This window comes from Pseudomonas sp. St29, from assembly GCF_001547915.1.
Taxonomy (GTDB): Bacteria; Pseudomonadota; Gammaproteobacteria; order Pseudomonadales; family Pseudomonadaceae; genus Aquipseudomonas.
This window is the reverse complement of sequence record NZ_AP014628.1, coordinates 4,926,569-4,939,604: the sequence shown is the minus strand read 5'-3', so window position 1 is coordinate 4,939,604 and position 13,036 is coordinate 4,926,569. Positions and strand designations below refer to the sequence as shown.

At 61.3% G+C, this 13,036-nt stretch carries 16 protein-coding genes; 4 read left to right on the top strand and 12 right to left on the bottom strand.

The features are described 5' to 3' along the window. Positions 1–51: 51 nt before the first annotated feature. The 4 genes from PST29_RS21715 to puuE form a co-directional block, all read right to left on the bottom strand. The gene (locus tag PST29_RS21715; RefSeq protein WP_060844327.1) at positions 52–1,380 is read right to left on the bottom strand and encodes a urate hydroxylase PuuD; all 1,329 of its coding nucleotides are present in this window, start codon (positions 1,378–1,380) and stop codon (positions 52–54) included. A 51-nt stretch (positions 1,381–1,431) separates the two neighbouring features. Beyond that, entirely contained in the window at positions 1,432–1,935 is a 504-nt protein-coding gene (locus tag PST29_RS21710) for an ureidoglycolate lyase (RefSeq protein WP_016962791.1), read from the bottom strand. 107 nt (positions 1,936–2,042) lie between these two features. Continuing rightward, complete coding sequence (gene uraD, locus PST29_RS21705) at positions 2,043–2,558, bottom strand: 2-oxo-4-hydroxy-4-carboxy-5-ureidoimidazoline decarboxylase (RefSeq protein ID WP_060840498.1); 516 nt, start codon at positions 2,556–2,558, stop codon at positions 2,043–2,045. Further along, positions 2,555–3,481, bottom strand: a complete 927-nt coding sequence (gene puuE, locus PST29_RS21700) for an allantoinase PuuE (protein ID WP_060840497.1) — start codon at positions 3,479–3,481, stop codon at positions 2,555–2,557. The genes uraD and puuE overlap by 4 nt, the downstream gene beginning before the upstream one ends. Positions 3,482–3,906: 425 nt before the next feature. Here puuE and uraH point away from each other — a divergent pair, with 425 nt between their 5' ends. Beyond that, on the top strand, positions 3,907–4,260 hold the full coding sequence (gene uraH / locus PST29_RS21695; RefSeq protein WP_060840496.1) for a hydroxyisourate hydrolase: 354 nt from the start codon (positions 3,907–3,909) through the stop codon (positions 4,258–4,260). A gap of 129 nt (positions 4,261–4,389) precedes the next feature. On the opposite strand, the gene PST29_RS21690 is transcribed toward uraH, so the two are convergent. The 3 genes from PST29_RS21690 to PST29_RS21680 all read right to left on the bottom strand — a co-directional run bounded on the left by PST29_RS21690 (position 4,390) and on the right by PST29_RS21680 (position 7,159). Next, positions 4,390–5,016 (bottom strand): LysE family translocator, encoded by a 627-nt coding sequence (locus PST29_RS21690; RefSeq protein WP_060840495.1) that lies wholly within the window; start codon positions 5,014–5,016, stop codon positions 4,390–4,392. Positions 5,017–5,078: 62 nt separating this feature from the next. Then, positions 5,079–6,428, bottom strand: a complete 1,350-nt coding sequence (locus tag PST29_RS21685; RefSeq protein WP_060840494.1) for an NCS2 family permease — start codon at positions 6,426–6,428, stop codon at positions 5,079–5,081. Between the two features lie 287 nt (positions 6,429–6,715). Further along, positions 6,716–7,159: a MarR family transcriptional regulator gene (locus PST29_RS21680; protein WP_060840493.1), complete on the bottom strand. Its 444-nt coding sequence runs from the start codon at positions 7,157–7,159 to the stop codon at positions 6,716–6,718. Between the two features lie 82 nt (positions 7,160–7,241). On the opposite strand from PST29_RS21680, the gene PST29_RS21675 reads away from it, so the two are divergent. Beyond that, entirely contained in the window at positions 7,242–8,408 is a 1,167-nt protein-coding gene (locus tag PST29_RS21675; RefSeq protein WP_060840492.1) for an aminotransferase-like domain-containing protein, read from the top strand. 10 nt (positions 8,409–8,418) lie between these two features. After that, positions 8,419–9,021, top strand: coding sequence for a glutathione S-transferase family protein (locus PST29_RS21670; protein ID WP_060840491.1), 603 nt, complete (start codon positions 8,419–8,421; stop codon positions 9,019–9,021). A 56-nt stretch (positions 9,022–9,077) separates the two neighbouring features. Here the strand turns inward: PST29_RS21670 and PST29_RS21665 are convergent, their stop codons facing one another. From PST29_RS21665 to PST29_RS21645, 5 genes are all read right to left on the bottom strand, one after another. Beyond that, positions 9,078–9,449: a glutathione S-transferase N-terminal domain-containing protein gene (locus PST29_RS21665; protein WP_060840490.1), complete on the bottom strand. Its 372-nt coding sequence runs from the start codon at positions 9,447–9,449 to the stop codon at positions 9,078–9,080. Between the two features lie 100 nt (positions 9,450–9,549). Continuing rightward, complete coding sequence (gene folE, locus PST29_RS21660; RefSeq protein ID WP_011062625.1) at positions 9,550–10,095, bottom strand: GTP cyclohydrolase I FolE; 546 nt, start codon at positions 10,093–10,095, stop codon at positions 9,550–9,552. Between the two features lie 77 nt (positions 10,096–10,172). Continuing rightward, positions 10,173–10,730: a Smr/MutS family protein gene (locus PST29_RS21655; RefSeq protein ID WP_060840489.1), complete on the bottom strand. Its 558-nt coding sequence runs from the start codon at positions 10,728–10,730 to the stop codon at positions 10,173–10,175. Positions 10,731–10,804: 74 nt separating this feature from the next. After that, positions 10,805–11,125, bottom strand: coding sequence for a hypothetical protein (locus PST29_RS21650; RefSeq protein ID WP_060840488.1), 321 nt, complete (start codon positions 11,123–11,125; stop codon positions 10,805–10,807). Between the two features lie 129 nt (positions 11,126–11,254). Beyond that, the gene (locus PST29_RS21645; protein ID WP_060840487.1) at positions 11,255–11,845 is read right to left on the bottom strand and encodes a cysteine hydrolase family protein; all 591 of its coding nucleotides are present in this window, start codon (positions 11,843–11,845) and stop codon (positions 11,255–11,257) included. A gap of 240 nt (positions 11,846–12,085) precedes the next feature. Between PST29_RS21645 and prmB the strand changes: the two genes are divergently transcribed. After that, positions 12,086–12,994 carry a 50S ribosomal protein L3 N(5)-glutamine methyltransferase gene (gene prmB, locus PST29_RS21640; RefSeq protein WP_016962780.1) on the top strand — a complete coding sequence of 303 codons (909 nt, stop codon included), beginning with the start codon at positions 12,086–12,088 and terminating at the stop codon, positions 12,992–12,994. Positions 12,995–13,036 lie beyond the last annotated feature (42 nt).

Sequence of the window (13,036 nt, the reverse complement as noted above, 5' to 3'; positions counted from 1 at the left end):
GGTTCTGTAGGAGCGAGCTTGCTCGCGAAGCAGCCTGGGTGCAGGCACTGATCAGTGGGTCTGGGCCCCCTGGGCAATCCAGGCGCCGATCAATTCACGTTCCTGCTGGGTCATCTGGGTGATGTTGCCCAGCGGCATGATCTGGCTGGTCACGGCCTGGGCCTGGATACGCGCAGCTTGCAGGCGGATCTGTTCCGGTGTGTCGAACATCACCCCGGCAGGCGCGGCGCTGAACAGCGGGCTGGTGGGCTTGGCCGAGTGGCAGACCGCGCACCGCTCCTGTATCACGCTGTGCACCTTGTCGAAGGCCGGGCCGGCATTCGAAGCCTGCGCCGGGGCGCTGGCCGCGGCAGGCGCAGCTGGCGCTGGTGCTGGTGCTGGCTGAGCTTCGGTCGTGGTTGCCGGTTTGCCACCCAGGGCGGTTTCCGGCAATGGCTGGAACTGGGTCTGGGCAGGGGCCTTGGCCACGTCCGCAGCACTGGGCGCTGGCGTCGGACCGGTCACATAGGCCAGGCAGATCATGCCCAGCGCCGCCACGGGCAGGGTCCAGGCGAACTTGTGGCTGTCATGACGGGTGTTGAAGTAGTGACGCACCAGCACTGCCAGGACCGCGATCCCGGCCAGGATCAACCAGTTGTACTGGCTGCCGTAGGTGCTCGGGAAGTGGTTGCTGATCATGATGAACAGCACGGGCAGGGTGAAGTAGTTGTTGTGACGCGAACGCAACAGGCCCTTGGCCGGCAGGGTCGGGTCGGGGGTGCGGTTTTCCGCGATCGCCGCCACCAGCGCGCGCTGGGCCGGCATGATGATGCGGAACACGTTGCCCACCATGATGGTGCCGATGATTGCACCCACATGCAGGTACGCGCCTCGGCCGCTGAACACCTTGCTGAAGCCGTAGGCGGCGCCGATCAGCAGGAGGAACAGAATGAAGCCGAGCAGGGCGGGTTTCTTGCCCAGTGGCGAATCGCAGAGGAAGTCGTAGACGAACCAGCCGGCGATCAGCGCACCGATCCCGATGGCCACGCCTTCAGGGCCGGTCAGGCCGCTGCCGGGAGCCACCAGGTAGAGCATCGGGTTGTAGTAGAACACCAGGCACAGCAGGGCGATCCCCGACATCCAGGTGAAGTAGGCTTCCCACTTGAACCAGTGCAGGTTCTCCGGCATCGAGGGAGGGGCCAGCTTGTATTTTTCCAGGTGATAGATACCGCCACCGTGAATCGCCCAGAGGTCGCCGGACAGGCCGTCCTTGGGGTTGACGCGATTGAGGTTGTTCTCCAGCCAGACGAAGTAGAACGATGCGCCGATCCAGGCCACACCAGTGATCATATGTACCCAACGCACGCTCAGGTTGAGCCATTCCAACAGATGTGCTTCCACAGTCTTTACCTCTTGCCTGTCACCCTTGTTGTCGAGTGATCAGGCCTTCTCTTATTGGTGGGGGGCGAGGATCAAACGCTCATCCTCTTTGAAGAAATGCTCATCGCAGTTATTGCCTTTGCCACTGCGATCAACCACCAGGAAGTCATCCCGCTTTTCGATCGTCAGCACCGGGTGGTGCCAGACGCCGCGATGGTAATTGATGCCCTGCCTGCCATTGCTGACGAAGGCGCGGACCAAGCCTGATACAGGTTCATCGCCAAGTGGCGCGACCACGATCAGAAAGGGGTTGCCGAGCAGCGGGATGAAGGCCTGGCTGCCCAGCGGATGGCGTTCCAGCATGCGAATGGTCAAGGGCATTTCCAGTGCGTCGGCGCGGAAGATGCTGATGATCGCTTCGTCCTCCGGCTGGGCGGTTTCAACCGTCGCCAGGCGGTGGAAGCGCATGGTCGAACCATTGTTGATCATGAAGTGGTCGCTGCCGTCGGTCTCGATTACGTCACCGAAGGGGGCGAAGGCTTCTTTGCTCAGGGGTTCAATCACTAATGTGCGCATGCTGTTCTTCTTATGTTCTCTGATAAGGGTGTCGGTTCATCATCCCCTGGCGCCGCCGGCTTGCCGGCGACGGCGGCCTCAAGCGGAGCGGGGATGCTGAGCTGCCGCTACAGGGCCTGTAGGCGGAACAGGGCGATCTTGTTGATCTCGGCCAGCGCGCATTTGAACTCGGTATCCACGGTGTTGTGGATGCGGGTTTCGAACGCGGCGAGGATCTGGTGCCGATTGCTGCCCTTCACCGCCATGATGAAGGGAAACTTGAACTTGGCCTTGTAGGCATCGTTCAACTCGGTGAAACGCTGGAACTCTTCGGCCGTGCATTGGTGAATGCCGGCACCGGCCTGTTCGTTGGTGCTGGCTTCGGTCAGCTGGCCCTGGACGGCGGCTTTGCCGGCCAGGTCCGGGTGAGCGTTGATCAGTGCCAATTGGGCGGCGTGATCGGCGCTCAAGAGGATATCGCTCATGCGCTGGTGCAGGCCTTCGATCTGGTCGACGGAGGCGTCGAGGCCCAGGTCGTAGGCTTTTTCAGCCACCCACGGCGAATGCTCGTAGATGTCGGCGAAGGCCTTGACGAAGGCTTCACGGCTCAGGCTCGAGGGCTTGAGGCTCTGGAAGGCGGTCATTTCGTCGCTCCCTGGTAAGGATGGGTCTGTTGCCAGTGGCGGGCGATGTCGACGCGGCGGGTGAACCAGACCTGTTCATGGCCTTTGACGTACTCGATGAAGCGCTTGAGCGAAGCCAGGCGTGCAGGGCGGCCGATCAGGCGGCAGTGCAGGCCGATGGAGAGCATCTTCGGCGCTTCGGCACCTTCGGCGTAGAGCACGTCGAAAGCGTCTTTGAGGTAGTGGAAGAAGTCGTCGCCCTTGTTGAAGCCTTGCACCTGGGTGAAGCGCATGTCGTTGGTGTCCAGGGTGTAAGGGATCACCAGGTGGGGCTTGCCGGTAGGGTTGTTGGGTTCCCAGTAGGGCAGGTCATCGTCGTAGGTATCGCAGTCGTAGAGGAAACCGCCTTCCTCCATCACCAGGCGCCGGGTGTTCGGGCCGGTGCGGCCGGTGTACCAGCCCAGGGGGCGCTCGCCGGTGATCTCGGTGAGGATGCGGATGGCTTCGAGCATGTGCTCGCGTTCCTGGGCCTCGTCCATGTACTGGTAGTCGATCCAGCGGTAGCCGTGGCTGCAGATCTCGTGACCGGCTTCGACCATGGCGCGGATCACGTCCGGGTGGCGCTGGGCGGCCATGGCCACGGCGAAGATGGTCAGCGGAATGTCGAATTCCTTGAACAGCTTGAGAATCCGCCAGACGCCGGCGCGGCTGCCGTACTCGTAAAGCGATTCCATGCTCATGTTGCGCTCGCCCTGCAGCGGCTGCGCCGAAACCATTTCCGACAGAAAGGCTTCCGATTCCTTGTCGCCATGAAGAATGTTGCGCTCGCCGCCTTCTTCGTAATTGAGCACGAAGGACAGGGCGATGCGGGCATTGCCCGGCCAGTGAGGATGAGGAGGGGTGGAGCCGTAACCGATCAGGTCGCGAGGGTAGTCAGCGCTCACTGCAGTCTTCCTTCTTGTTCGTGATAACGGTGGCGTGGCGGAACCTGAAGCCGGGAAACCAGGTGGGCGTCACTGCGATGGGGCGATTGTATACAAATTTATATTCAGTTTGTAAGCCCGATTTTTTGCATTTTTCCGCTTTTGTCACGAGGGATCCTGCTTGCAAGAAACTTGCCCGGTTGGTCAGCTTATGCCTGGAGAGTCGCCTGCTGCTGAGGTTTGGAGGGTGATTCGCAAGTTGCCGGGGAGGGCACCGGTTGTGGGCATATTTGTGATTATTATTGTGTACAATTTTTTTGAAAAATGTCTTAATCGGAACCTCTCCGCAGCCTTTTCACTGCTGAAACGCCGCGGTCCCCTTTCAATCACTGACTCCGGGAGGCGCGAGGCCTGTTCACTCATTGGGCGACAGGCACGCAGAATCAATGGGACGTTTGACTACACATGTTTTGGATGCCGCACATGGCTGCCCTGGCAGCGCTATCAAGGTCGAGCTGTATCGGGTTGAAGGGACGCAGCTGGAACTGGTCGCCAGCGCCCTGACCAATAGCGATGGCCGCTGCGACAGTCCCTTGCTGCAGGGGGAAGACTACCGCTCCGGGGTCTACCAGTTGCAGTTCCATGCCGGTGACTACTACCGCGCCCGAGGCGTGCCACTGCCGCAGCCGGCCTTTCTGGATGTAGTGGTGCTGCGTTTTGGCATCAGTGCCGAGCAGGAGCATTACCACGTGCCGCTGTTGATCTCGCCTTACAGCTATTCGACCTACAGAGGAAGCTAGGACTTACCCCCAAGAATCCTGCGCAAATAGCTTCTTTTGGTCCTTGCCCGCTCACACTGCGGGCTTTTTTTCGTCCTGTTGAAAGTGCCGCCGGTGCAGGTGGCTATTGGCGGGTTGGCAACAAGCGTGTCAACGACTCAGGAGGGATGCAGCTCCAGCCGCGCCGAACAGTCCGGCGCTGAGGCGATTGAACCAACTCTGGCCCTTGCCGCTGCGCAGGTAGCCGGCGGCGCCGCGGGCGCCAAGGCCGTAGGCCAGCTTGCAGCCCAGGTCCAGCAGGGTCCAGGTGGCGAGCATGATCAGCAGTTGCGGCATAAACGGTTGCTGGGCGCTGAGAAACTGCGGCAGGAAGGCGGCGAAAAACAGAATGTCCTTCGGATTGCTCGCCCCCAGGACAAAAGCGCGCCCGAACAGTGCACGAAAGCGCGGTATCGGTGCGGCATCCATCAGCACGGCGCCTTGCTTGTGCAGCCGTGACTGCAGCCAGCTTTGCCGGGCCAGATAGAACAGGTAAAGCGCGCCGACGATCTTCAAGGTGCTGAACAGCTGTTCCGAGGCCATCAACACCGCCCCCAGGCCCAGGGCCGATGCGCTCAACAGGCAGATCGAGGCCAGCACGCCACCCAGAAACGCCGGGTAGGAGCGGCGCAGGCCATGGTTCAGGCTGTTGCTGATCATCAGCAAGGACAAGGGCCCGGGGATCAGAATCACCACCAGTGCAGCGCCACTGAACAACAGCCAGGTTTCCGGGTTCATCACGTTCTCTCCATGCGCAAAAGCCCCATCCGGCGGGATGGGGCAGGTGAAGCCGGAGCAATTTACAAGAAAATGAACTTGGCGATGAAGATTGCGCACAGCACATACAGGCTGATGGAGATTTCCTTGTGCTTGCCGGTTCCGGCCTTGAGCACCACATAGGTGATGAAGCCCAGGGCAATGCCGTCGGCAACGGAGAAGGTCAGGGGCATCATGATTGCCGTGACGATGGCCGGAATGCTGTCGGTGGCTTCGTCCCAGTTGATGTGGGCCATGCCGCCCATCATCAGCATCGCGACATAGATGAGGGCGCCGGCTGTGGCGTAGGCGGGGATCATCCCCGCCAGCGGCGCGAAGAACATGGCGGCGATGAACAGCACGCCTACGGTGACTGCCGTCAGACCGGTGCGCCCGCCGGCCGCCACCCCGGCGGCACTTTCCACATAACTGGTCACTGGCGGTACGCCGACCACGGCGCCGAAGACGCTGGAGGCGCTGTCCGCCTTGAGGGCCCGGGACAGGTTCTCGATCTTGCCGTCGGGGTTGACCAGGCCGGCGCGCTGCGCCACGCCCATCAGGGTGCCGGCGGTGTCGAACATGTGCACGAAAAGGAAGGCCAGGACCACGCTGATCATGCTGACGTTGAACACCCCGGCGATATCCATGGCCATCCAGGTTGGCGCCAGGCTCGGTGGGGTGGAGAGAATACCGTTGTAGTGCACCAGGTCCATGCCCCAGCCGGCCAGGGTCACGGCGATGATGCTGAGCAGAATGGCGCCGAACACCCGGTGGTAGCTGAGCACCGCGATCATCAGAAAGCAGATCGCCGCCAGCAGCGGGCCGGGCTCGCGCAGGGAGCCGAGCTTGATCAGGGTCGCCGGACTGTCGACGATGATGCCGGCGGTTTTCAGGCCGATCAGGCCGAGAAACAGGCCGACCCCGGCGCCCATGGCATAGCGCAGGCTCACCGGAATGCTGTTGAGCAGCCATTCACGGACCCGGGACAGGGTCAGGATCATGAACAGCACGCCGGAAATAAACACGGCTCCGAGAGCCGTTTCCCAGTGGTAGCCCATGGTGCCGACCACGGTGTAGGTGAAAAAGGCGTTCAAGCCCATGCCCGGGGCCAGGCCCACCGGCCAGTTGGCGTACAGGCCCATTAACAGGCAGCCCAGGGCGGCAGCGATGCAGGTGGCGACGAAGGCGGCGCCGTGATCGATACCGGCATCGGCCATGATGTTGGGGTTGACGAAGATGATGTAGGCCATGGTGATGAAGGTTGTCAGACCGGCAATCAGCTCGGTCTTCACCGTGGTGCCGTGCAACCTGAGTTTGAAGATGCGTTCCAGCCAGCCGCTGTTCAGCGAGGGCGAGAGGTCCAGCGGAGAGGCTTCGGATTTGCGGCTTTCCACAGCGAGTACTCCTCAAGAGTTTTATTGTTTTTTCCAGAACCGGGCATCAGAAGGTGGGCGGCGGCTCTTTGAGGCAGGCAGGGCTTGTGGGGTTTGTTGACTTTAAGGTCAAGAACTCACACGGGCGAATTATGCTTTTGTATACAAAGAAAGCAAATAATGTTTTTGCTTTTGTGTGCGAAAAATCTGAGGGCGTGGCTATATACCGGCCCCCGCTTATGCCCAGGGGCCGACCGTCGTGCGTGTGCGATAGACGCCGCCCGAGCGGACGGCGAGGGAGGGCAGGATCAGAGGTCTGCGGTTTTTCCGGCCAGGGCCTGGTTCACCGCCAGCCAGCCGTCGACGGCGCTTTCTCCAGCTTCGCTGAACGCGCGTTGCAGCAGCTTGACCTGCTCGCGGCGCAAGGCTTGTTCGAAACGCGCACCATCGGCGCTCAACTGCAGCAGGCGTTTTCGTTTGTCGCTGTCCGGGGCGACGCTGTCCACCAGGTGCATTTCCATGAGTTGGCGCAAGGGCGTGTTCAACGCCTGCTTGCTCACACCCAGCAGGTTGAGCAGCTCTTTCACGCTCAGCCCCGGGTAGCGCGCGATGAAGAACACGATGCGTTGGTGCACGCGACTCAGGCCACGGCGTTCGAGCATTTCGTCGGCCTTGGCGGTGAAGGCCTGATAGCCAAAGAAGAAGGCCTCCATGGCGGCCTGTTGCGAGGTCGGGTTTTTAAGGTCAAGCATATTGACGTATCTGCGAGAGTCGGCGTAATTTTGGTCAAGCAGTTTGACGTATTTTCTCCCTCCTTCGCTAGCGGTGATCTCCATGGCTTTCTCCGAACGTGTATCGCGCCTCAAAAGCTCCCTGATCCGTGAAATCCTGGCAGCGGCCCAGCGCCCGGAAGTGATGTCGTTCGCTGGAGGCCTGCCGGCCGAAGTGATGCTGCCCAAGGTGCAGTGGCAAGACATGCCGCTGTCCATGGGGCAGTACGGCATGAGTGAAGGCGAGCCGCAGTTGCGAGAGGCCCTGGCTGCCGAGGCGCGCAAGCTGGGTGTAGCCTGCGAGGCGAGCCAGGTCCTGGTGGTCAGCGGCTCCCAGCAGACCCTCGATCTGGCGGCCAAGCTCTACATCGACAAGGGCACGCGGATCATGCTGGAGGCCCCGACCTATCTGGCGGCCCTGCAGATCTTCCAGCTGTTCGGTGCTGATTGCCTGACGGTGCCCTTGGAGGCTGACGGTCCGGACCTGGCGCAGATGCGGGCGAACCTGGAACAGCATCGTCCGGCCTTCGTCTACCTGATTCCGACCTTCCAGAACCCATCGGCGGTGCGCTATAGCGAGAGCAAGCGCGCCGCCGTGGCGGCGTTGCTGGACGAGTTCGGGGTCACCCTGATCGAGGACGAGCCCTATCGCGAACTGACTTTCGATGGTGGCAGTGCCACGCCGATTGTCAGTCGTCTGCAGAAGGCCAGCTGGATCTACACCGGCACGGTGTCGAAAACCTTGCTCCCGGGATTGCGGGTCGGCTACCTGATTGCCAGTCCGGACCTGTTTCCCCACCTGTTGCGTCTGAAACAGTCTGCTGACCTGCACACCAACCGCGTCGGCCAGTGGCAAGCCATGCAATGGATCGGCAGCCGGCAGTTCCAGGAGCACCTGGACGCGCTGCGCAGTTTCTACCGCCAGCGACGGGATGCTTTCCAGGTGGCATTGCAGAGTCATTTCGCCGATCTGGCGGATTGGCAGGTGCCCGAGGGCGGTCTGTTTTTCTGGTTGAGCTTGAAACAGCCCCTGGATACCCGCACTTTGCTCAAGTCGGCGTTGGAGCAGGACGTGACTTTTATGCCCGGCGAACCGTTCTTCTCTGAACCGGAGCGCAATCATGGGCATCTGCGGCTGAATTTCAGCCATATCGATCCGGCGCGTCTGGACGAAGGCCTCAAGCGGCTGGCCACCGTGATACGTCAAGCACAGGCTGCACAGGCAGCCTAAGGGGAGGGCCATGTACAAGGTTTATGGCGATTACCGTTCGGGCAACTGCTACAAGATCAAGCTGATGCTCAATTTGCTGGGGCTGCCCTATGAATGGCAGGCGGTGGACATTCTCGGAGGCGATACCCAGACCGAGGCTTTCCTGGCGAAAAATCCCAACGGCAAGATTCCGGTGCTGGAACTGGAAGACGGCACTTGTCTGTGGGAGTCCAACGCGATTCTCAACTTTCTCGCCGATGGCAGCGAGTTCCTGCCCAGCGAACCGCGCCTGCGTACCCAGGTTCTGCAGTGGCAATTCTTCGAGCAATACAGCCATGAGCCCTATATCGCCGTGGCGCGTTTTATCCAAGTCTACGAAGGCTTGCCCGAAGAGCGTCGGGAGGAATACCTGAAGTTGCACAAGCGTGGCTACAAGGCACTGGATGTGATGGAAAAGCAGCTGAGCCGCACGCCTTACCTGGTGGGCGAGCACTATTCGATTGCCGATATCGCGCTCTATGCCTACACCCACGTAGCCCATGAAGGCGGCTTCGACCTGGCCCGATACCCGGGGATCCAGGCCTGGATCCAGCGAGTGCAGAGCCATCCGCGGCATGTCGGGATGTTCGATTGAACGGACCTGGCCGGATCTGCAACTGACCCGGGACGGCATCGTCCCGGGGAAGGGCCTCAGGCCGCGGAGAAGCGCTGGTTCAGGTAATCGATGATCACCTTGGATTCGTACATCCAGGTGGTCTGGCCGTTTTCTTCGATCCGCAGGCACGGCACCTTGATCTTGCCGCCCTGTTCCAGCAGGGTCTGGCGATCCTGCTCGTTGTTCTTGGCGTCGCGCAGGGCCACCGGCACGTTCAGGCGGTGCAGGGTGCGGCGGGTCTTCACGCAGAACGGGCAGGCGTGGAATTGATACAGGGTCAGGCCCTTGGCGGCCGCTTCGACGTTCGCCTGAGCAGCAGCTGTGCGCTTCTGCTTGCGCGGACGGGTGATGAAGTCGATGAAAATGATGAGTTGACCCAGGCCGACTCGCAGCGCTTTGACGATCACGGTATTGCCTCTTGCCCATGAATGAAGGGGCGGCAGCTTACCTGATTTTGCCGGGCGAAAAAAAACCGGCGATCATCGCCGGTTTCTTGTCTGCTGCCTGTCACTTGATCAGGCTGAGGAACTCGCTGCGGGTCGCCGCATTCTCGCGGAACTCACCCAGCATCACCGAGGTGATCATCGACGAGTTCTGCTTCTCCACACCGCGCATCATCATGCACATGTGCTTGGCCTCGATCACCACGGCGACGCCCAGGGCACCGGTCACTTGCTGGACGGCGTCGGCGATCTGCCGGCTGAGGTTTTCCTGGATCTGCAGGCGACGGGCATACATGTCGACGATGCGCGCCACTTTCGACAGTCCCAGAACCTTGCCGCTGGGAATGTAGGCGACGTGCGCCTTGCCGATAAACGGCAGCAGGTGGTGCTCGCACAGCGAGTAGAGCTCGATGTCCTTGACCAGCACCATTTCGCTGTTGTCGGAGCTGAACAAGGCACCGTTGGTGACCTCTTCCAGGGTTTGGGCATAACCGCGGCAAAGGTACTGCATGGCTTTGGCGGCACGCTTGGGCGTGTCGAGCAGGCCCTCGCGGGAGACGTCCTCGCCCAGTTGGCCGAGGATCGCGGTGTAATTCTGTTCCAGAGACATGAAACTACCTGTGGGATTTTACGCAAAGGGCAAGGGTACGGTGGCGGACACGACGCTGCAAGCGTGATGCAGCGGCTTTATTCGTCACGGCCTTCCATCATGGTGCGTTTGAGCATCACGTAAAGCGCACCGGTGCCGCCGTGTTTGGCCTGGCACGAAGTGAAGCCCAGCACCTGTGGATGTTGGCGCAGCCAGGTGTTGACGTGGCTCTTGATCATCGGGCGCTTGCCGTCCAGGCGCACGGCCTTGCCGTGGGTGACGCGCACGCAGCGGATCTCGAAACGGGTGGCCTCGGCAAGAAATGCCCAGAGGGTTTCCCGGGCCTTTTCCACCGTCATGCCGTGCAGGTCGAGGCTGCCTTCGAAGGGGATCTGGCCGATTTTCAGCTTGCGCATCTGGCTTTCCTGGACCCCGTCGCGGGCCCACATCAGCTCATCTTCCGGTCCTACATCGATGACGAACTGATCGGACAGCCCATCCACCGTAGTGGTTTCGCTGCGCACGGTGGCGGCCTGGCGCAGCTTGGCGATCTGCGCGCGGTCAGCCTTGGGTTTGCCTGTGTCGGCACGATCGTGCTTGATCGGCTTGACGCCGCGGATCTCGTTTTTGAACAGGGAAAAATCGTCGTCTTGCATGTCAGCCTCCGCGAAGGGCGGCTAGTTTACCCAACTCGGTACACCTTCTGGCGCGCAAATCGCGCGCAGATTCGTCAGTCGTGTTTTTTCATCAGGTGTGGCGCCATGTTCAGTGCCAGGGGCTGGCGCATGCGCCGCCGGCAACGCCGCCACAGGCGAACGCCGACATACAGCAGTAACAGGCCAACCGCCAGAATCACCGCCGACCCGGCCGGGCTGGCATTGAGTTCTCCCAGTGCCGGAGCGCGGCCCAGCAGGCTGGCCGCACCTGCCATCGCCAGCAGTACGCCGAATGTCGCCAGCAACGCGGAGAATCCCGCCCCCAGGCGCAATCGCCAGTTCCGCGGGCTTCTGGGCCGCAACCGGCGTGCGTCAAAACCATCGGATATCTTCATTCCGACCTTCCTCAATGGGTATCGGCCCTTCGACCGGGAGTTGACCGGGTGGTTCCTGAGGCTAAGGCAATTGCTGCAAATGCGAGGCGTTTATGGATGAGCGGCCCGCCAGCCGCTCACCAGGGCTGATCAGATCAGGCTTGCGGTCTGGGCGAGGGTGGCGAAGTTGTCGGCCATGATCGCCATTTCGGTCTGCTGAACATGCTCGGCACTGAGGATGCCGCCCTTGTAGGGCAGGTCGCGGGTGGCGCAGGCGTCTTCCACCAGGGTGCAGCGGAACCCCAGGTTCTTGGCTGCCCGCACGGTGGTGCTGACACTGGAGTGGCTCATGAAACCGGCCACGATCAGGTCCAGGGAACCGAGGTCTTGCAGGCGTTTTTCCAGTTCGGTGCCATGGAAGGCGCTGGGCAACAGCTTGCCGATGATGGTTTCGTCGCCTTGCGGCTCTAGGCCGGGGATGAACTCGCCGCGCTCGCCCTGGGGGTCGAACAGACCACCGACGGTGCCGAGGTGGCGCACATGCACGATAGGCCGGCCGGCTGCCCGGGCCGCCACCAGCAGTTGACGAATATTGGCTACGGCCGCGTCCATGCCGGACAGGGCCAGGGGACCGCTGAGGTACTCTTTCTGGGCGTCGATGATCACAAGGGTCGCGTGGCTCAAATTGGCCGCGGCGTAACCACGACCGCTGAGTTGAAACATCGTCTTTGGAACGGACATTCTGGGGCTCCTGTGAGTGGGGCTTTTGCGACATTGTCCTCTGGCAGAGCGCTTCTGTGAATCGCTACTAACGTAAGGTGCGCCGTTGTTGGCCTGCAGCCTTGTCAAGAGGGGCAAGGTATTGGCCGTTGAGCGGCAAAACCTGCGCGGCGGACGATTGCCTGCCTGCGGTTTTTCATTCGTCGTCGGCAGGCGTTTTGGCTGGTAGTATTGCCGGTCGTTTTGTCAGGAGTCTGTCCCGTGATCACTTCCCGCCTGCGCACCTTGCGCGACCATATCCGCTGGGCTGTCAGCCGCTTTCATGGGGAGGATCTGTTCTTCGGCCATGGCACCGACAATGCCTGGGACGAGGCCCGCCAACTGGTGCTCGGTGCCTTGCACCTGCCTTGGGAAATTGCCGACAGCTATCTGGACTGCGCTTTGGAAGAGGACGAACTGGCCCACCTGCAGCACCTGCTCAAGCGCCGTATCGAAGAGCGGGTGCCCACCGCCTACCTGTTGGGCGAGGCCTGGTTCTGCGGCATGTCGTTCATCGTCGATGAGCGGGTGCTGATTCCCCGTTCCCCTATCGGCGAACTGATCGAAAAACGCTTTGAACCCTGGCTGGGCAACGAGCCGGCGCGGATTCTCGACCTGTGCACCGGCTCCGGTTGCATCGGTATCGCCTGCGCCTACGAATTCCGCGACGCCGAAGTGGTGCTGGCGGACCTGTCCTTCGAAGCGCTGGAAGTGGCCAATCAGAACATCGAGCGGCACGGCGTCGACGAGCGAGTGTTTACCGTTCAGGGCGATGGCTTCGATGGCTTGCCGGGGCAGCGCTTCGACTTGATCGTGTCCAACCCGCCCTATGTCGATGCCGAAGACTTTGCCGACATGCCGGACGAGTACCAGCATGAACCCGAGCTGGGCCTGGCTTGTGGCGACGATGGCCTGAACCTGGTACGCCGCATGCTCGCCGAAGCTGCCGATCATCTGACCGAGAAGGGACTGCTGATCGTCGAAGTGGGCAACAGCCAGGTTCACGTCGAGGCGCTTTATCCGGAAGTGGATTTTGCCTGGCTCGACTTCGAGCGCGGTGGTCATGGCGTGTTCATGCTCACGGCAGAGCAGTGCCGCGAGCATCAGGCGCTGTTTGCTTCTCGCGTTTGAGTGATGGGCCGGCCCGCGTGATGCGGGCCTTGAGCCGTCAGC

Excerpts from the sequence above, each read along its gene's own strand:
- PST29_RS21710 (WP_016962791.1), bottom strand. The coding sequence starts at position 1,935 with ATGCGCACATTAGTGATTGAACCCCTGAGCAAAGAAGCCTTCGCCCCC.
- uraD (WP_060840498.1), bottom strand. The coding sequence starts at position 2,558 with ATGACCGCCTTCCAGAGCCTCAAGCCCTCGAGCCTGAGCCGTGAAGCC.
- uraH (WP_060840496.1), top strand. The coding sequence starts at position 3,907 with ATGGGACGTTTGACTACACATGTTTTGGATGCCGCACATGGCTGCCCT.
- PST29_RS21690 (WP_060840495.1), bottom strand. The coding sequence starts at position 5,016 with ATGAACCCGGAAACCTGGCTGTTGTTCAGTGGCGCTGCACTGGTGGTG.
- PST29_RS21680 (WP_060840493.1), bottom strand. The coding sequence starts at position 7,159 with ATGCTTGACCTTAAAAACCCGACCTCGCAACAGGCCGCCATGGAGGCC.
- PST29_RS21675 (WP_060840492.1), top strand. The coding sequence starts at position 7,242 with ATGGCTTTCTCCGAACGTGTATCGCGCCTCAAAAGCTCCCTGATCCGT.
- PST29_RS21670 (WP_060840491.1), top strand. The coding sequence starts at position 8,419 with ATGTACAAGGTTTATGGCGATTACCGTTCGGGCAACTGCTACAAGATC.
- folE (WP_011062625.1), bottom strand. The coding sequence starts at position 10,095 with ATGTCTCTGGAACAGAATTACACCGCGATCCTCGGCCAACTGGGCGAG.
- PST29_RS21655 (WP_060840489.1), bottom strand. The coding sequence starts at position 10,730 with ATGCAAGACGACGATTTTTCCCTGTTCAAAAACGAGATCCGCGGCGTC.
- PST29_RS21650 (WP_060840488.1), bottom strand. The coding sequence starts at position 11,125 with ATGAAGATATCCGATGGTTTTGACGCACGCCGGTTGCGGCCCAGAAGC.
- PST29_RS21645 (WP_060840487.1), bottom strand. The coding sequence starts at position 11,845 with ATGTCCGTTCCAAAGACGATGTTTCAACTCAGCGGTCGTGGTTACGCC.